This is a genomic window from Brevundimonas sp. UBA7507 (assembly GCF_002478355.1).
Classification (GTDB): domain Bacteria; phylum Pseudomonadota; class Alphaproteobacteria; order Caulobacterales; family Caulobacteraceae; genus Brevundimonas; species Brevundimonas diminuta_D.
In genome coordinates, this window is sequence record NZ_DLNP01000013.1 from 610996 (window position 1) to 628693 (window position 17698).

The window sequence follows — 17698 nt, forward strand, 5'->3', positions numbered from 1 at the left end:
TCCTACAGGTGCTCGACCAGAACGCCGTTGATGCGGTTGGCCACGTCCTCGAAGCGGTCGATCACCTTCTCCAGGTGATCCAGCAACTGGCTGCCGATGATGAAACCCAGGGTGTTGCCGCCCGTCATGTCGTGCCGGTGCGCCTCATAAAGCGCCTTCATGCCCGCGTCATAGAGGTCGTCGCTGCGGGCTTCCAGATTGGTGATCTGCTCCGTCAGGATCGCCAGCCGCTCATGGTTCTTGCGCATGGCCGGCAGCAGGCCGAAGGCCTCCTGCGTCAGGGCCGCACATTCGACGGCGATGTCGGCCAGCTCCTGCATCTTGGGCGAAAAGTCGCGCATCTCGTACAGGGTGACGATCTTGGCCGCCTTCTGCATCTGGTCGATGGTGTCGTCCAGCGAGTTGGTCAGGCCGCGGATGTCCGAACGGTCAAACGGAGTGATGAAGCTACGGCGTACGGCGAACAGCACCTCGCGCGCGATCTCGTCGGCTTCTTCCTCATGGGCGACCACCTTGGCGCACCATTCGCCGGTTGCGGGTCCGCCGTTCATCATCTGACGCAGGGCGCCCGCGCCATGAACCAGCGACTGAGCGTGGGCGTCGAACAGCCGGAAGAAGTTGTCTTCCTTCGGCAACAGCGCCTGGAACCAGTTGAGCATGGGGCGTCTCCGCAAGGCCGCCTCGCGCATATCGAGGACCGAGCCGGCGCCCCAAGTCCCGGCTTCCGGCCTCTTCGTCAAGTCATCCGCATACGGATTCTCGGATTTCTCCCCCGGCCATTGACGCCGTTCCAGCCGAGGCGCATGAAGAAAATGTCATCTTTGTGTTCGAATAACGGCCTAAATTGTCATGACCTACCCTGCGGAGCAGGAGCGCCTGCTCGTCGAAGCCGGACAGGCCCTCGCTCGTCGCGACCCTCGCTCCGCCTTGCGGCTGCTGGATCAGGCGGATCAATTCGGCCAGACGCACAACGCCACCTTGAACCGCGCCGTCGCCCTGCGCCTTCTGGGCGACTACCACGCCTCTCTTCGCGTCCTGGACGACGCGCTCGACATGCGGCCCTACGACTTCATGGCGTTGCTGGCCAAGGGCGCCATGCTGGAGAAGATCAATCAGACCAAGGCGGCGGTCGAAGTCTATCGCAACGCCCTGAAAATCGCCCCGCCGCGCGCCTCTTGTCCGCCCGGCGTCGTCAGCCAGATGGACTACGCCAGCAACCTGATCGACCGACACGCCAAGGCGCTGGCCGAGTTCATGAAAGATCGCATCGCGCCGCTGAAGGCCGAGCTGGGCGAAGCCAGCCGGGATCGCTTTGAAGAAGGCCTGGAGATCTACGCCGGTCTGAAACAGCCGCCCAAGCAGCAGCCGCTCCTGCTCAACTATCCGCGTCTGCCGGTCATCCCCTTCTATGACCGCACCCTGTTTCCCTGGCTGGCGCAGTTGGAAGAGGCGACCCCTGTCATCCAGGCCGAACTGGCGACCCTGCTCGAAACCGCCTTCGACGAGTTCTCGCCCTACATCGCCTATCCTAAGGGCGCGCCGGTCAATCAGTGGGGCGAACTGAACCACTCACGCAAATGGAGCTCCCTCTTCCTATGGAAGGACGGTCTCCGTCAGGATGAAGTCTGCGCCCGCGCGCCCCGGACCGCCGCCCTGCTGGAAAGCCTGCCCATGGCCGATCAGGACGGTTTCGCCCCTACCGCCATGTTCTCGGCGCTTCAGCCCAAGACGCATATTCCACCGCACACCGGCTCCTCGAACGTGCGCCTGCTGACGCACCTGCCGCTGGTCCTACCGGGACCGGCGCGCTTCCGCGTGGGCAATACGGTGCGCGAATGGGAGATGGGCCGCGCCTGGGTCTTTGACGACACCATCGAGCATGAGGCGTGGAATGAGGCTGACGCCATGCGCGTCATCCTGATCTTCGATGTCTGGAACCCCTATCTCGACGACGGCGAGAAACGGCTGATCACCGAGATGATGAAGGCGCAGCGAGAGTTCACGGGAGGCTGAAACCCCGACTGGCCTCTCAAGCCCGCCCCACAGAAAACGGCCCCGGAAGATCGCTCTTCCGGGGCCGTCGTCATTCTTAGCCGTGAAGCCGGATCAGGCGCCCAGCGAAGCCGGGTCGATCTTGAAGCCGGGGCCCATCGTCGAGGACAGGGCGATGCGCTTCACATAGGTGCCCTTGGCGCCCGACGGCTTGGCGCGGACGAGGGCGTCCACGATGGCCTTGACGTTGGCTTCCAGGGCGTCCTGGGTGAAGGAGGCCTTGCCGATGCCGGCGTGGACGATGCCCGCCTTCTCGACGCGGAACTCGACGGCGCCGCCCTTGGCGTCCTTGACGGCCTGAGCGACGTTCGGGGTCACGGTGCCGACCTTCGGGTTCGGCATCAGGCCGCGCGGGCCCAGCACCTTACCCAGACGACCAACCAGGGCCATCATGTCCGGCGACGCGATCACGCGGTCGAAGTCCATGAAGCCGCCGGCGATCTTCTCGTACAGGTCTTCAGCGCCGACGTGCTCGGCGCCGGCCGCCTTGGCTTCTTCAGCCTTGGCGTCCTTGGCGAAGACGGCGACGCGGACGTCACGGCCGGTGCCCGAGGGCAGGTTCACCACGCCGCGGACCTGTTGGTCGGCGTGACGCGGGTCGACGCCCAGGTTGATGGCGATTTCGATCGACTCGTCGAACTTGGCCTTGGCGTTGTCCTTCACCAGCTTGATGGCGTCCGAGAAGGCCAGCAGGTCTTCGGTGACGCCCGTGCGGGCCTTATGGGCTTTGGTCAGCTTAGCCATGTCTTAGCCCTCCACCACTTGAATGCCGATGGCGCGGGCCGAGCCCTCGATGATACGCGACGCGGCGTCCAGGTCGTTCGCGTTCAGGTCTTTCATCTTCTTCTCGGCGATTTCGCGCAGTTGCGTCTGCGTGATCTTGCCGGCGAACTCGCGGCCGACGAGCTTGGCGCCCGACTTGATGCCGGCGGCTTGCTTCAGATACCAGGTCGCCGGCGGCGTCTTGGTGATGAAGGTGAACGACTTGTCCTGATAGACGGTGATGACGGTCGGAAGCGGGGTGCCCTTGGCTTCCTTCTCGGTCCGCGCGTTGAACTCCTTGCAGAAGCCCATGATGTTCACGCCGCGCTGACCCAGAGCCGGGCCGATCGGGGGCGAAGGCGTGGCCGAACCGGCCGGCACTTGCAGCTTGATATAGCCGAGAATCTTCTTGGCCATTGGTCTCTCCTATGAATGACCCGGCGACGATGCGCCCGGCCGGTGAGCCGTGGTGCGGCATGGCTGCCTTCCACGGATTTGCCGCCGGGCGACTCGAAGACCGTCCAGCGAAGGCGCGCGTTTAGCAGGCAGACCCTGAAAACGCAAACGGGACCGCCCGAAGACGGTCCCGATCTCTGCGTGGCGTCAGCAGCCGATCAGGCGCTGACCTTCTCCACCTGATTGTACTCCAGCTCGACCGGGGTCGGGCGCCCGAAGATCGAGACGGCCACGCGCAGGCGGGCGTTCTCTTCGTCGACGCTTTCGACCTGACCGTCGAAGCTGGCGAACGGGCCGTCAATGACCTTGACGTTCTCGCCGATGTCGAAGCGGATGGTGGGCTTCGGACGCTCGACGCCCTCTTCCACCTGGCCGATGATGTTCTGGACTTCACGTTCCGAGACCGGCAGGGGCTTGGTGCCGCCCGCGGCGCCCAGGAAGCCTGTGACCTTCGGCGTGTTCTTGACCAGGTGATAGGCCTCGTCGGTCATCTCCATCTTCACCAGCACATAGCCGGGGAAGAATTTGCGCTCGGCGTTGACCTTCTTGCCGCGGCGGATCTCGATGACGTCCTCGGTCGGAACCAGGATTTCAGAGAAGGCGTCTTCCAGGCCCTGTTGCTTGGCCTGGTCACGCAGTTGTTCGGCGACCTTCTTCTCGAAGTTCGAATAGGCGTGGACGATGTACCACTTGTGGCGGGGGTTGGCCGCCGGCTTGGGCGCTGCATCGGTCATGTGCGCGTCTCCTTTATTGGCCAAGGCTGAGGATGATGCGGGACGCGAAGCCGAGACCCGTGTCGACGATCCAGAAGAAGGCGGCCGCGATCAGCACCATGATGAAGACCATCACCGAGGTGATCCAGGTCTCCTTGCGGCTGGGCCACACGATCTTGCGGGCTTCAGCGCGAACTTCGCTGATGAACTGCGGGATGGACGTCTTCTTCTTCGGCGCGGGCGCGTCGACGGCCACGGTCGCTGCGCCTTGCGCGGCTGCTGCGGTCTTGGTCCCCGTGGTGCGGCGGCCGCCCGGGGTCTTCGCCTTGGCCATTTGACGTCTCTTCAACCTCTGGATCCTGCTGCTCGACATGGGAAGTCCCAGGCGATCACAACAGGGGGAATGGCAGGAGTGGAGGGACTCGAACCCCCGGCCCTCGGTTTTGGAGACCGATGCTCTACCAGCTGAGCTACACTCCTAGTGTCCCGGACAAAGATCAGCGCGCCGTGGATATCCACCCAGCGGCGCGACCCTCGCCAGAGGGGGGCGTATGCCCGAGCCCCACCGTCATTTCAAGGGCCATCTGCGCCGCAGACACGCGAAGTCGCGGATTTTCCTCAGAACAGACGGGCCACGGCGCTGGGCTCATAGCTCAGCCCTTTCACCAGGGCGTCGGAATCGCCGATCGAAAAGGTCTGGGCCCGGCTGCGGCCGTCCACCACCGCCACCGCCTCGATCTCTTCGGGAATCACCTTCACCACCGCCACGGCGTCGCCGCCGGGCGCCCAGGGGCTGAGGTCAGGCGAGCGGGCGATGATCAGGTCGTTCAGCCGCTTCACCTCGTCGCCGTCCGTGACCTCCTCTGCGCGGCCGTCGATGGAGACGCCGACCGCCTCCCCTTCCTCGCCCACGCCGCGCACGGCCACGCCGACGCGCGGATCGGCGGTCATGTTCTTCAGCTTCTCGCTGTCGCGAGCGGTGACGAAATAGAGGTTCAGCCCATCGTTCAGATAGCCCAGTGTCGCCGCCTGCGGCCGTCCATCGGCCCGGTTCACGGCCAGGGTCATCAGCTTCTGGCTGTCCAGCAGCTTGAGGATGGCGGCCACCGCGCCGCCGTGGATCGGGGTGATGCGCGAGGTCGAGCTCATGGCGTTTCTCCAGAAGATGGCGAGGCAGATTGGCTGAACAGCTTCGACGCAGCCTTGACGCAGATCAAGGCGGCTGCCCCCCCCTTCGGTTCCAATGCCCCCATGACAGAGTCCCGCTTCGCGTCCGATGCGCCTCGCCTGGAGGTGGCCCCCCTCAGCGAAGCCGAGGCGCCGGCCGCCTTCGCCCTGGCGCGGTTGTGGCGGCCCAATCTGGAGCCGGCCCAGTGGGACGCCTTCCTGACCGCCTGGCGCGCCGCGCCGGAAAGCCGGGGCATCCTCAGCGCCCGCAATCAGCGCGGCGGAGTGCTGGGCTTCGTCAGTTGGTGGCGGCAGCCCGATCTGGAATACGGCGAGACCCTGTGGGCCGGCCCCTTCGTGGTGCGCGAAATGGGCGTGCGCCCCCTGGTGCGGCAGAGCCTGGCCGTCGAACTGACCGCCCTGGCCTGTCAGTTGGGCGCCCGGCTGCGCTACGCGGAGGAAGCCGCCGCACCGGACTGCGCCGTCGAACTGACAGCTAGGACAGGCTGACCTATTCGGAATCGGCCGCTTATCGCCTAGACTGCCGCGCTATCCGGGAGACGACATTCGTGAACACCGCTGCGGCCCAGGCCGAAACCGAAGAGGTGCGTCTGGAAGACGTCCATCCGTGCTCCACCTGCGGCGCCCGCCCGCTGGGCGTGTGCGCGGACCTGAAGGGTCATGAGCTGCAGAGCATGGCTTGCGCCAGCGAAAGCGTCACCGCCCAGCCCGGCCAGGCCCTGTTCCACGAAGGCGACCCGAACCCCTATGTCTTCAACGTCGTGGACGGGGCGGTGAAGCTGTATCGCCTGCTGCCCGACGGACGACGCCAGATCACCGGCTTCCTGTTCCAGGGCGACTTCCTGGGCCTGGGCGGGCGCGGGCCGTCCAGCTTTACGGCTGAGGCTTTGACGCCGCTGAACGCCTGCCGGTTCCGGCGCGGCGACTTCGATCAACTGCTGAACGCCCTGCCCGCGCTGGAGCACCGCCTGGTGGCCCTGGCCGGGGACGAGCTGATGGCCGCGCAGGAACAGATCGTCCTTCTGGGGCGCAAGACGGCGCGCGAGCGGCTGGCCAGCTTCCTGACCCGCCTGTCCGAGCGTCAGGTGCAGTTGGGCGGCGCCGTGGGCCACGTCCACCTGCCGATGACGCGGCTGGACATCGCCGACTACCTGGGCCTGACGATCGAGACAGTCAGCCGGGTCTTCACCCAGTTCAAGACCTCGGGCCTGATCCAGCTGCTGCCCGGCAATGACGTCGCCCTGCCCGATCCGGCCGCGCTGAAGGCCCTGGGCGAAGGCGCCGCCTGATCTTGGGCTAAGGGATAGGGGACGCGGCCTGACGTTCCGCGCCCCTCCCCGCATCGGCTTTAGAACTTGCGGCCGACGCCCACCGACACGACCCAGGGATCCAGGCTGACGCTGCTCTTCAGCGCGCCGCCGTTGATCTTGGCGTCCGTATCGAACCACACCTTCTTGGCGTCCAGGTTCAGCGTCCACGGGCCAGAGAGGTTCCAGTCCGCTCCGGCCTGAAGCGCGACGCCGAAGCCGTTGTCCAGATCGACCTCGAAGCCGTTCTTATCCTTGCCGCTGAAGAAGGCCATGTAGCTGACGCCCGCCCCGACATAGGGGCTGACCGTCGCGTTCGGCGTCGGTCGGTATTGCAGCGTCACCACCGGCGGCAGCACCCAGGTCTCATGCACCGCAACATCGGTCGCGCCGCCCTTGGCCCGGACCTCGTGCTGGGTCGCGCCCAGGATGGCCTCGACGGCCCAGTGGTCGGCGACGAAATAGGTGAAGCCCAGCGTCGGCATCCAGTCGTCACCGACATCGACCTTCAGGCCGCTGTCGGCCCCGGCGGCGGTGACGATGGCGTCGTCGGCCTGCGGCAGGACGCCCGTCATGCGGGCCGTGACGATCAACGAGCCCTTGCCTACCTGTTCAGGCGCGGCGTTCTGGGCCGAGGCGGCGCCTGCGACGGTCAGCAGGCTGACGGAGGCGATCAATGCGGCGGCGGTTTTCATTAGTTTAATCCCCGACATTCGCCGGATCGAAAAACGCCCGGCTTCGATGTCTTGCCGACCATGCGCCTGCAACCGCCGCACAGCCTTGATCCATCGCAAGCCATGGATATTTCTTCGGTTTCGGCCAAGAAAAATCCCCTCCGACAAGCGCCGAAGGGGATCTTTCAGTCGGTATCAGCGGCCGAAGCGTCAGGGCTCTGAATGGCCCTCGTCTCCGGCGTCCGACAGTTGGAACTCATGCCACAGGCCGTTCAGCACTCCGAAGAGCACCGCAAGCCCCAGGCCCAGGATCCAGGCGAAATACCACATGGAATGATCTCCTTTCGCGGGATCAGTAGAGGTCGGGGTTGCTGCGCAGCGCCTGGGTCGTGGAACGACCCCACAGCACCTTGTAGACCCAGGCCGTGTAGAGAAGGATCAGCGGCAGGAAGATCAGCGTCACCAGCAGCATGATGAACAGCGTCAAGTGGCTGGACGATGCGTTCCACACCGTCAGGCTGGACTGCGGGTCGATCGTGCTGGGCAGGATGAAGGGGAACATCGACAGGCCGACGGTCGAGATGATGCCCACCGCCGACAGCGACGAACCGCCGAAGGCCAGGGGCTCGCTGCGCCGCCACAGGCCCAGGACCGCCGCCGCCGCGCCGAGGAAACCGAGCGCCGGAGCGATCATCATCCACGGATAGCGTCCGTAGTTGTCCATCCAGGCGCCCGAGACCGCCTCCACCGTGGTGCGCAGCGGGTTCGACGGGCCGTTGACGTCCAGGGCGCCGGTGATGCGGAAGCCCATGTCGCCATAGGCCACCATCAGGCCGCCGATCGCAAACAGGGCGATGCTCAGCACGCCGGCGACGGTGCCGATCATGCGTGCGCGGTCGGCCACGGGCCCGCGTTCGGCCTTCAGCCCCAGCCAGGCGGCGCCGTGCAACACCAACATGGCCACGGACAGCAGACCCGCGATCAGAGTGAACGGCGTGAACAGGCCCAGCAGCGAACCGTCATAGAAGGCGCGCAGTTCGCTGGTCAGGCGGAAGGGCGCGCCCAGCAGGACGTTGCCCATGGCCACGCCGAACACCAGCGCCGGCACAAAGCCGCCGATGAACAGCGCCCAGTCCCACATCGAGCGCCACTTCGCTTCGGGCCGCTTGGAGCGATACTTGAACGCGACCGGGCGCAGTATGAGCGCCGACAGCACCAGGAACATCGCCAGATAGAAGCCGGAGAAGCTGACGGCGTAGACGAAGGGCCAGGCGGCGAAGATCGCGCCGCCGCCCAGGATGAACCACACCTGGTTGCCTTCCCAGGTGGCGCCGACGGTGTTGATCACCATGCGGCGCTCTTCGTCCGTCTTGGCGACGAAGGGCAGAAGGGCGCCGACGCCCAGGTCGAATCCGTCCGTCAGGGCGAAGGCGATCAGCAGAATGCCGACCAGTCCCCACCAGATCAGGCGAAGCGTGGCGAAGTCGAGAGGAAGTTCCATCTTCGATTATCCTTGATCTGAAGCGTCAGGCCACGGCCGGTTCGGCGTCTGCCGCCGACTCGTCCTGGGCTTCCTGTTCGTGGAAGGGGCCCTTCTTGATGGCCTTGAGGATCAGGCCCACTTCAATCACGGCCAGGGCGCCGTAAAGCACGGTGAAGCCGATGATCGTCGTCCACAACTGCGTCACCGTCAGGCTGGATGCGCCCAGGAAGGTCGGCAGGACGCCTTCCACGGCCCAGGGCTGGCGGCCGACCTCGGCCAGAATCCAGCCGAACTCGATCGCGATCCACGGCAGCGGAATGGCCAGAACGGCCAGACGCAGGAACCACCGGGTTTCGTGCTTGCGCAGGGTGCACAGAATGAAGGCCGTGGCGAACAGGCCGATCATCAGGAAACCGATCCCCGCCATGACGCGGAAGGTCCAGAACATCACAGGCACGTTCGGCACCGTGCTCCAGGCCGCCAGTTGGATCTGTTCGGGCGTGGCCAGACGCGGATCCTCGACATAGCGTCTGAGCAGCAGACCGTAGCCCAGGTCGTTGCGGACCGTCTCGAACTGGCCGCGCGCAGCCATGTCGGTCGGATCAGCCTTGATCTTCTCCAGGGCGTCATAAGCCACGACGCCGCGCTCGATGCGATCCTCGGCTATGGCCACCAAGTTCAGAATGCCTTCGACGGGCTTGTCGACGCTGCGCGTGGCGATCAGACCCAGAACATAGGGAATCTTCACCTCGTAGTGGGTCTTGCGATCTTCCAGGCTGGGGAAGCCGATGGCCGTCAGGCCAGCCGGGGCCTCTTCGGTGTGCCACATGGCCTCCAGAGCGGCGAGCTTCATCTTCTGGTTGTCGGTCAGAGCGTAGCCCGACTCATCGCCCAGAACCACGACCGACAGCGACGAGGCCAGACCGAAGGCCGCGGCCACCGTCATCGACCGCTTGGCGAAGCCCTTGTGCTTGCCCTTCAGCAGATAGAAGGCCGACACGCCCAGCACGAAGACCGAGGCGCAGACATAGCCGGCCGAAACGGTATGGACGAACTTGGCCTGGGCCACCGGGTTGAACAGCACGGCCATGAAGTCCGTGACCTCCATACGCATGGTGTCCGGATTGAAGGCCGCGCCGACCGGGTTCTGCATCCAGCCGTTCGCAATCAGGATCCACAGGGCCGACAGGTTGGTGCCCAGCGCCGTCAGGAAGGTGACGAACAGGTGGGTCACCGGCTTCAGCTTGTCCCAGCCGAAGAACATCAGGCCCACGAAGGTCGCTTCCAGGAAGAAGGCCATCAGGCCCTCGATCGCCAGCGGCGCCCCGAAGATGTCCCCGACGTAGTGCGAGTAGTAGCTCCAGTTCATGCCGAACTGGAACTCCATGGTGATGCCGGTGGCGACGCCCAGCACGAAGTTGATGCCGAACAGCGTGGCCCAGAAGCGGGTGATCGTCCGCCAGATGGGCCTGCGGGTCATCACATAGATGCTCTCCATGATGACCAGCATGAAGGAGAGGCCCAATGTGAGGGGCACGAATAGAAAGTGGTATAGCGCCGTCAGTGCGAACTGAAGGCGTGACAGGTCTACGACCGCCAGGTCGATCATGGGTTCAGGCTCCTGACCGCCAGCCCCCATCGACCGGCGTTCTACTATAACCTAAAGCCGCGCCGTTTGGCGCGCCTTGATCCTGATCAAAGCGGGCGACAGCGACTTGAACTAGAGGGCGTTTCGCCCAAAGACCTTTCGACCCATAGGCTTTTTGCCCCATTCTCGATCGACGCCGGTTGCAATGGATGAGGCCGGATCAGGCCCTTATTCCCAGAATGGCGCACCAGGAGACGTGATGACGGCCCAGCCGGTCGACCCTCAACAGGCGGATTCGCGACGAATCGCAGAGACGACGGTGCCTGCGGCCTGGTTGAAATCCGCCCTGTCCCCCTGGCGTCGCCTGATGAGCCTGGGCGGCGCCCTGGTGATCGCGGACACGGTTCCCGCCATCGGCTTCGCCGCCGGACTGGCCTTGGCCGTCGGCGCCCTGCCGCAGGGTCTGGCCGAAGCCGTTCCCGGTCTGATTCTGGCGACTGTCGCCCTGATCGCGCGCGCCGCGCTCAACCAGGGCGCGGTCTTCGTCAACACCCGCGCCGCCCGCGCCGCCAAGAACGGCCTGCGACGTCACGCGCTGAAGGGCGCCCTCAGCGGCCGCCTGTCGGACGCCGCCGCCATGACCGCCGCCGCCGAGGGCGTAGAGGCCCTGGACGGCCACGTCGCCCGCTTCGCCCCCGCCCGAACAGCGGCGGCCGTCTCGCCCCTGATCCTGATCCTCGCGGCAGGCGTGGTCAGCCCCTTCACCGCCGGCATCCTGATCTTCACCCTGCTGCCCTTCGTCCTGGGCATGGCCCTGACCGGCATGGCGGCGGGCGCCGAGAGCCGTCGTCAGTTCCAGGCGCTGGAGCGGCTGTCGGGCCTGTTCCTGGACCGGGTGCGCGCCCTGCCCGCCATCCTGTCCTTCCAGGCCGAAGCCCAACAGACCCGCGTCATCGCCCGCGCCTCGGACGACCTGGCCCGCCGCACCGGCAAGGTGTTGAAGGTCGCCTTCCTGTCCTCGGCGGTGCTGGAGTTCTTCTCGGCTCTGGCCGTGGCGCTGGTCGCCGTCTACTGTGGGTTCAACCTGCTGAAGCTGCTGCCGTTTCCGGCGCCGGACGAGCTGAGTCTGGCCCAAGCCTTCTTCGTCCTGGCCCTGGCGCCCGAGGTCTATCAGCCCATGCGCCGTCTCGCCGCCGCCTATCATGACCGTCAGGCCGCCGAGTCCGCCGTCCCCAGCCTCAGCCGCCTGGATCAAACTGACGAGGCACCCCGTGCCCGCCCCTCCCCGCCCGTCGCAGCGCCCGCCGTGCGTTTCAAAGACGTGGCGATCGCCTATGAGGGCGCGCCGGTCCTCAGCGGCTTCGATCTGACGGTCGCGCCCGGCTCCATCGTGGCCCTGACCGGCCTCAGCGGGGCAGGCAAGACCAGCCTGCTGAACCTCTTCCTGGGCCTGGCGCCCCTGTCTGGAGGCGAGGTTGAAGTCGGCGACGCGCGCCTGTCGGACAATCCCGACCTGGCCGCCTGGATCGCCTGGGCCGGTCAGGCCCCGGTCGTGATCCGCGGAACCCTGGCCGAAAACATCGCCCTGGCGCGGCGCGGGGCTACGCCCGAAGAGATCGAACAGGCCGCGCGCAAGGCGGGCCTCGACGGCGCGCTGGACCGCCGGATCGACGAGCGCGGCGGCGGCCTGTCGGGCGGCGAGCGGCGGCGTCTGGGCCTGGCCCGCGCCTTCCTCAAGCCCTCGCCCCTGCTTCTGCTGGACGAGCCGACCGCCAATCTGGACGCCGCCGCCGAGGCCGCCCTGCTGCCGCTCATCCGCGAAGCGGCGCGCGGGCGCACGACCCTGATCGCGACCCATTCCGACGCCGTGGCCGAACTGGCCGATGTGGTGGTGCGCCTGTGAAGCCTCAAACCTCTCCCGGCGTCACCCGCCTCAAGGCCATGATCCGCGCCCAGGAGCGCGCCCAATCCTCGCGTCTGCTGGCCGCCTCGGTCACGGGGGCGCTGGTTTCCGCCGGAGCCGTGGCCCTGCTGGGCGTGTCGGGCTGGTTCATCACCGCCGCCGCCTTGGCCGGCGCCGCCGGCCCCGCCGCGGCCCATGTGTTCAACTATCTGGTGCCCAGCGCGGTCATCCGTTTTCTGGCCATCGTGCGCACCGCGTCCCGCTATGGCGAGCGCGTCACCGGACACGAGGCGGCGCTGAAGGCGCTGGCCGCCTTGCGCCCCCAACTGTTCGACGGCCTGGCGCGCGGCCCCGCGACCCGTGCCCTGTCGCTGGCGGGCGGCGAGGCTTCGGCCCGGCTGGTGCAGGACGTGGACGCCGTTCAGGACCGCTTCGTGCGCCTGTCCGCGCCATGGAGCGCGGGCGCGGGCCTGCTGACCGGCATGGTGATGGCCTCGCTGGCCGGATGGCGCGCCGCCGCCGCCGTCGCCCTGGCCGCCGTGGTCAGCGTCGCGCTGGGCGTCCTCATGGGTCGTCGTCTGGCCGAACCTGCGGGCCGCCGTTTGCAGGAGGCCATGGGCGACTTCAAGACCGACTTCGCCGCCATGGCCGCCGCCGCGCCTGAACTTCAGGCCTATGGTATGAAGGACTGGGCCGTGGACCGCCTGGCCCGTCAGGGCGGCGCCGTCGAGGCCGCCGCAGAAGCATTGGCCCGCGCCGGAGGTTGGCTGATGGCGGGCCAGACCCTGGCCATGGCGCTAGGCGTCACGGGCGCGGCGCTGGCTGCAGGCGCCGCCTCTCCCGCCCTGACGGCGCTGGCCATGCTGGCCGCCGTCGCCACGATCGAGAGCGCCGGAAATCTGCTCAACGCCCTGCGCCAGAACGGCGCCGTCGCGGTCGCCGTCCAGCGTCTGGGCGAACTGTTGGACGGCGAAGCGCCCGTCGCGGCGCCTGCCGCCGCAGCGCAGACGCTTCGCCTGCAATCCGCCGATGTACGCCTCACGCCGCCTCAACGCCTGGCCGTCGTGGGCCGCTCAGGCGCGGGCAAGACCACCCTGATCGAGCGGATGATGCATCTGCGCGCGCCCATTCCAGGCGAGGTCGCCTTCGCCGATATGGACGGCGCCGCCCTGTCCCCGGATGCGGTGCGGCCGTTGTTCGCCTATGCCCCGCAACAGGCGGTGCTGATGGCCGGAACGGTGCGCGAGAACCTGCGCCTGGCCGCCCCCACGGCGGATGACGACCAGCTCTGGGCCGTGCTGGAAGACGCCGGACTGGCCGAGCGTATCCGCGCCGCGCCCGGCGGCCTGGACGCGCCTCTGGGCGAAAACGGCGCACGGCTGTCAGGCGGCGAGCGGCGGCGCCTGGGCCTGGCCCGCGCCTATCTGCGCCCCGCCCCCTGGCTGGTGCTGGACGAGCCGACCGAAGGCCTGGACGCCGCCACTGAGGCCAAGGTGCTGGACCGGCTGTCGCAGCGCCTCCAACGCACGGGTCAGGGCCTGATCCTGGTCAGCCACCGCCCGGCCCCGCTGGCCCTATGCGATCAGGCCCTGACGGTCAGCGGCATCGCCCCGGACGGCCATGTCCAGGCCGACGTCGGTCCGCTTCGGGCCGCCGCCTGATCTGCGAGACCTTTGATCTCCATCAAGGCGGGGGCCGTCGCGATAAGCTCTGCTGTCGGCATAGGAGAACTGTCATGCCTTCAGAAATCGTCGCCCCCGTCGCCGCCATGGGCGCCTTCTTTCTCACCTTCATGGCCGCCATGGCCTATGGCGTGATCAGCAGCAATCTGGCCGACCGCAAGGCGCGCTGACCATGACGCTGCATCACATCCGGCTGGAGCTGGCCCGCGAGGCCGATGCGCCGCACGGCGATCCGCGCGACGGCTATGATCTGGTCATGACTCTGGACCAGCAATCACGGCTGGACGCGGCGGCTCTGCTCGCTGCGCCTGAGCGCACGCGCGTCCGTCGTTTCCGCGACGGCGAAACCCTGGCGGTCGGCCAACTGTCTCAGGGCGCCGACGGCCGCTGGGTGCTGGACTTCCCCGGCGAAGAGTCCGACGCCGTCGGCTTCCGTCTCGAAAGCGAACGCTTCGTGCCGGGGGAATACGTCTCCCTGGCCGAGCCGGGCGGCCCCATGCGTCCCTATCGGGTCGCCCTGGTCCAGCCGCTGGATCGCGACTGAACCGTCATGATCGACGCCGCCTGGATCAGGCGGCGTCGATTTCTTCGCCCTTGATGACCGGGCGGAACAACAGCTTGTCGATGCGTCGATCGTCCATATCGATGACCTCGACCTCGAAACGCCCCAGTTGCAGGACGTCGCCCTCGTTCGGCACCCGCGACAGATGGTGCAGCACCAGGCCCGCCACCGTGTGGAAGCCTTCATGCTCGCCGAAGTCCTCGCCCAGGGCCTCGCCCAGTTCATCCAGATCGATCTGACCGTCGACAGCCCAGGTGCCGTCGGCGCGCTTGCGCACGGCCGTCTCGGCCTCGTCATGGCTCTCGTTGAAGTCGCCGGCGATCATCTCCAGCAGATCCGTCGCCGTGACCACGCCTTCAAAGGCGCCGTATTCATCGACCACGAAGGCCATGTGAACCTTGGAGCCCTTCAGGATCTCCAGCGCCTTCAGCACCGAGGTCGACTGCGGAATGAAGGCCGGCTCGGCCACCAGCTTCTCGACGTTGAACTCGCCGTTGTCGAGCAAGCTGTCCAGCAGATCCTTCTTGTGGACCACCCCCAACGGATTATCGATGTCGTTGTCGCGCGCCACCACGATGCGCGAATAAGGGCAGGTGCGGATTTCCTCGCGCAGCACCTCTTCCGAATCGTCCAGGGCGATCCAATAGACCTCGTGACGCGGCGTCATGGCCACGCGCACGGCCCGGTCGCCCAGGCGCAGGATCTCTTCGATCATCTCCTGCTCTTCCGGCTCGATCAGACCCGCAGAGGTGCCCTCGGCCAGGATGCTCTCCACCTCTTCCTGGGTGACGTCCGAGCCGTCGCGGTCCTTGACGCCCAACAGTTTGAGGATGCCCGAGGTCGAGGCCGTCAGCAGCAGCACGAACGGCTTCATCACCAGGGCCAGGGTCGAGATCGGACCGGCCATCTTGGAGGCGATGGTCTCGGGGAAGATGAGGGCCAGCCGCTTGGGCACCAGTTCGCCGACGATCAGCGAGACATAGGTGATCAGCACCACGACCACGCCTGTGGCGATGATCTGCGAATAGGGGGCCAGGGCCGGCAGGTTCGCCGTCAGGATGTCATCCAATTCGCCTGCGATGGCGGCCTGACCATAGGCGCCCGCCAGAATGCCGATCAGGGTGATGCCCACCTGAACCGCCGAAAGGAACTGGGTCGGCTCCTCGGCCAGCTTCAACGCGGCGCGGGCGCCGCGGTCGCCTCGTTCGGCGCGGCTCTGAAGCTTGGATTTGCGGGAGGACACGACCGCGAGTTCGGTCATGGCGAAAAGGCCGTTCAGCACCACAAGCAGCAGTACGACGGCGATAGCGATGGTCAACATCGAAAAGGGAGAAGCCCTGACGCGGCGCGACTAACGGCGTCCGCGCAGCCGATAGTAAAGGCGAAGCCCCGTCTGCGCCAGCTTTCTTGTCGAAACCGCGGCGTTCAGCCCGCTCGACCCGCTTCGGCGCCGCCGTAGAAGCCCGTATCGGCGTCGCCTTGCCTCATATGCCCGGCGGCGCAGGCGCTGAGCCCGATCACCAGACCAATCATCAAGCCCAGACGCGCGGCGCTTTTCATCGTGGTTAACCGATCATTGACGACCGCTTCTGAACGCCGAGCCGCGCCGCCCGGTTCCTGCGGTCAGGCGGCCGAAAGAACCGGCTCGCCCGACCATTCAGCGGCGGCGGCGGCGCCCTGCTCCATCCCCTGCAACAGGATGTCCAGGGTGACGGGTTTGGACACCAGATGATCGGCGCCCGCCTGCACCGCCTTCAGATGGTGAACTTCGGTCGTATTGGCCGTCAGCATGACGATAGGCGTGCGTGCGGCGCCCAGTCGCGCTTCGTCGGCGCGGATGCGGCGCATGGCGTCCAGCCCGTCCATGACCGGCATCTGCATATCCATCAACACCATGTCGAAATGCTCCTGCTCGAAACGCCGCACGCCTTCCAGACCGTTGTCGGCGGTGACGATCTCGAAGCCCAGCGGCTCCAGCAGGCAGCGCACGACCATCTGATTGGCCGGATTGTCCTCGACGGCGAGAATGCGAAGGCGCGTCGCCCCTTCCGGCGACGCCGTCTCTTCCGTCGGCGTCGATGCGGCTTCCGCCGCCGTCACGCGTTCGACCGGCAGGGTGACCCGGAACAAACTGCCTTCTCCCGGCGCCGATTCTGCGATGATCCGTCCGCCCATCAGTTCCGCCAGCGACTTGCAGATGGACAGGCCCAGGCCGGTGCCTCCGTACTGACGGGAGATGGCGTCATCCGCCTGCACGAAGGGTTTGAACAGGCGCTGCGCCGCCTCGGCGTCGAAGCCCATGCCCGTATCCTCGACTTCGATCACCAACCCCTCGTCGTCCCGCACATCCACGCGAACAGATACACGCCCCTCAGCCGTGAACTTGACCGCATTGGACACCAGGTTGGAGACGATCTGGGTGATGCGGACGCCATCGCCGATCACCTGCCCCTGCGCGCTGGGCTCAAACGCCACGTCCAACGCCAGCCCCTTGTCCTCGGCGACCGCGCGGCGCATCTCGACCACGGTCTCGATGTCAGCTCTGAGGTCAAACGGCGTCAGCGACAGGCTGAACTGACCCGCCTGCATCTTCGACAGGTCCAGCATGTCGTCCAGCACGCGACGCAGGGCGTCCCCTGCTCCGGTGATCAGCTTCAGCATCTCGGTCTGGCGCGACGTCAACGTCGTGTGCGCCAGGGCCGAGGCCAGGCCCAGCACGGCGTTCAGCGGGGTGCGCACCTCATGGCTGATGTTGGCGAAGAAACGGTCCCGCACCTCGGCGGCCTGTCGCGCCTCGGCCTGCGCCAGTTCCAGGGCCTTGAGCGCGCGGACGTGGTCCGACACCTCAAAGCGGATGGCGGTGTAGGTCTCGGGCCTTCCGTCAGACCCCAGGTTCGGCACGATGGTCGTATCGACCCAATAGGGCTCGCCCGACTTGGCGCGGTTCTGGATGGTGCCGCGCCACACCTCGCCCCCCGCTATGGTGCGATACAGATTGCGGAAATAGTCGCGCGGGTGGACGCCCGAGTTCACCACCCTGTGCGTCTGACCGATCAGTTCCTCACGCGAGTAGCCGCTGACCGCCTCGAACTTGTCATTGCAGTACAGAATACGGCCAGCGCGATCCGTGATCGCCACGATGGCGGCCTCGTCGAGCGCGGCGGAGAGGCCAGCGCGGCGGGGCCAGTCAACGTCAGTCATAGATGGTCCTTTCAGCGACGCCTGATGGCCCACGCCTGGCTGAGAAAAGCTTAACCGTCCCATTCGACCAAAGTCGGGCGCCCGCTCCGATTCAATGCATTGTCAGAAAGCAAAACGGCCCCCGGAT

18 protein-coding genes and 1 tRNA gene are annotated in these 17698 nt (G+C 66.6%); 6 read left to right on the plus strand and 13 right to left on the minus strand.

The genetic code is table 11. The annotated features are described in order from the left end of the window. Nucleotides 1–2: 2 nt before the first annotated feature. The gene (locus B3D50_RS10495; protein WP_040345695.1) at nucleotides 3–659 is read right to left on the minus strand and encodes a DUF47 domain-containing protein; all 657 of its coding nucleotides are present in this window, start codon (nucleotides 657–659) and stop codon (nucleotides 3–5) included. A 190-nt stretch (nucleotides 660–849) separates the two neighbouring features. On the opposite strand from B3D50_RS10495, the gene B3D50_RS10500 reads away from it, so the two are divergent. Continuing rightward, nucleotides 850–2013 (plus strand): aspartyl/asparaginyl beta-hydroxylase domain-containing protein, encoded by a 1164-nt coding sequence (locus tag B3D50_RS10500; protein ID WP_286951114.1) that lies wholly within the window; start codon nucleotides 850–852, stop codon nucleotides 2011–2013. Nucleotides 2014–2106: 93 nt separating this feature from the next. Here the strand turns inward: B3D50_RS10500 and rplA are convergent, their stop codons facing one another. The 6 genes from rplA to B3D50_RS10530 form a co-directional block, all read right to left on the minus strand. After that, nucleotides 2107–2796: a 50S ribosomal protein L1 gene (gene rplA, locus B3D50_RS10505; protein WP_269297951.1), complete on the minus strand. Its 690-nt coding sequence runs from the start codon at nucleotides 2794–2796 to the stop codon at nucleotides 2107–2109. Nucleotides 2797–2799: 3 nt separating this feature from the next. Beyond that, complete coding sequence (gene rplK / locus B3D50_RS10510; RefSeq protein ID WP_003165488.1) at nucleotides 2800–3231, minus strand: 50S ribosomal protein L11; 432 nt, start codon at nucleotides 3229–3231, stop codon at nucleotides 2800–2802. A 197-nt stretch (nucleotides 3232–3428) separates the two neighbouring features. Continuing rightward, on the minus strand, nucleotides 3429–4004 hold the full coding sequence (gene nusG / locus B3D50_RS10515) for a transcription termination/antitermination protein NusG (protein WP_003165489.1): 576 nt from the start codon (nucleotides 4002–4004) through the stop codon (nucleotides 3429–3431). Nucleotides 4005–4017: 13 nt separating this feature from the next. After that, on the minus strand, nucleotides 4018–4317 hold the full coding sequence (gene secE, locus B3D50_RS10520) for a preprotein translocase subunit SecE (protein WP_003165490.1): 300 nt from the start codon (nucleotides 4315–4317) through the stop codon (nucleotides 4018–4020). Between the two features lie 70 nt (nucleotides 4318–4387). Next, nucleotides 4388–4463, minus strand: a tRNA-Trp gene (locus B3D50_RS10525). A 138-nt stretch (nucleotides 4464–4601) separates the two neighbouring features. Continuing rightward, nucleotides 4602–5132, minus strand: a complete 531-nt coding sequence (locus B3D50_RS10530; RefSeq protein ID WP_128720283.1) for a pyridoxamine 5'-phosphate oxidase family protein — start codon at nucleotides 5130–5132, stop codon at nucleotides 4602–4604. A 102-nt stretch (nucleotides 5133–5234) separates the two neighbouring features. Between B3D50_RS10530 and B3D50_RS10535 the strand changes: the two genes are divergently transcribed. Together B3D50_RS10535 and B3D50_RS10540 are read left to right on the plus strand one after the other, a co-directional pair. Next, nucleotides 5235–5660 carry a hypothetical protein gene (locus tag B3D50_RS10535; protein ID WP_286951116.1) on the plus strand — a complete coding sequence of 142 codons (426 nt, stop codon included), beginning with the start codon at nucleotides 5235–5237 and terminating at the stop codon, nucleotides 5658–5660. Nucleotides 5661–5719: 59 nt separating this feature from the next. Continuing rightward, a complete protein-coding gene (locus B3D50_RS10540) occupies nucleotides 5720–6460 on the plus strand; it encodes a Crp/Fnr family transcriptional regulator (RefSeq protein WP_286951117.1) in 741 nt (246 codons plus the stop codon). Nucleotides 6461–6519: 59 nt separating this feature from the next. On the opposite strand, the gene B3D50_RS10545 is transcribed toward B3D50_RS10540, so the two are convergent. The 4 genes from B3D50_RS10545 to B3D50_RS10560 form a co-directional block, all read right to left on the minus strand. Then, the gene (locus B3D50_RS10545) at nucleotides 6520–7173 is read right to left on the minus strand and encodes an OmpW/AlkL family protein (protein ID WP_269297958.1); all 654 of its coding nucleotides are present in this window, start codon (nucleotides 7171–7173) and stop codon (nucleotides 6520–6522) included. Between the two features lie 189 nt (nucleotides 7174–7362). Then, nucleotides 7363–7482 carry a cytochrome bd-I oxidase subunit CydX gene (gene cydX, locus B3D50_RS10550; protein WP_003165496.1) on the minus strand — a complete coding sequence of 40 codons (120 nt, stop codon included), beginning with the start codon at nucleotides 7480–7482 and terminating at the stop codon, nucleotides 7363–7365. 22 nt (nucleotides 7483–7504) lie between these two features. Beyond that, complete coding sequence (gene cydB, locus B3D50_RS10555) at nucleotides 7505–8653, minus strand: cytochrome d ubiquinol oxidase subunit II (protein WP_286951118.1); 1149 nt, start codon at nucleotides 8651–8653, stop codon at nucleotides 7505–7507. Nucleotides 8654–8678: 25 nt separating this feature from the next. Further along, complete coding sequence (locus B3D50_RS10560; RefSeq protein ID WP_040346820.1) at nucleotides 8679–10241, minus strand: cytochrome ubiquinol oxidase subunit I; 1563 nt, start codon at nucleotides 10239–10241, stop codon at nucleotides 8679–8681. Nucleotides 10242–10482: 241 nt separating this feature from the next. Between B3D50_RS10560 and cydD the strand changes: the two genes are divergently transcribed. The 3 genes from cydD (at nucleotide 10483) to B3D50_RS10575 (ending at nucleotide 14352) form a co-directional block, all read left to right on the plus strand. After that, entirely contained in the window at nucleotides 10483–12126 is a 1644-nt protein-coding gene (cydD, locus tag B3D50_RS10565) for a thiol reductant ABC exporter subunit CydD (RefSeq protein ID WP_286951119.1), read from the plus strand. Beyond that, nucleotides 12123–13787: an amino acid ABC transporter ATP-binding/permease protein gene (locus tag B3D50_RS10570; RefSeq protein ID WP_286951121.1), complete on the plus strand. Its 1665-nt coding sequence runs from the start codon at nucleotides 12123–12125 to the stop codon at nucleotides 13785–13787. Before cydD ends, B3D50_RS10570 begins: the two co-directional genes overlap by 4 nt. 193 nt (nucleotides 13788–13980) lie before the next feature. Continuing rightward, nucleotides 13981–14352 carry a hypothetical protein gene (locus B3D50_RS10575; protein ID WP_003165501.1) on the plus strand — a complete coding sequence of 124 codons (372 nt, stop codon included), beginning with the start codon at nucleotides 13981–13983 and terminating at the stop codon, nucleotides 14350–14352. Nucleotides 14353–14377: 25 nt separating this feature from the next. Here the strand turns inward: B3D50_RS10575 and B3D50_RS10580 are convergent, their stop codons facing one another. Beyond that, nucleotides 14378–15691: a hemolysin family protein gene (locus B3D50_RS10580; RefSeq protein ID WP_269297967.1), complete on the minus strand. Its 1314-nt coding sequence runs from the start codon at nucleotides 15689–15691 to the stop codon at nucleotides 14378–14380. A 302-nt stretch (nucleotides 15692–15993) separates the two neighbouring features. Beyond that, on the minus strand, nucleotides 15994–17571 hold the full coding sequence (locus B3D50_RS10585) for a PAS domain-containing hybrid sensor histidine kinase/response regulator (RefSeq protein WP_286951123.1): 1578 nt from the start codon (nucleotides 17569–17571) through the stop codon (nucleotides 15994–15996). Nucleotides 17572–17698: the final 127 nt, after the last annotated feature.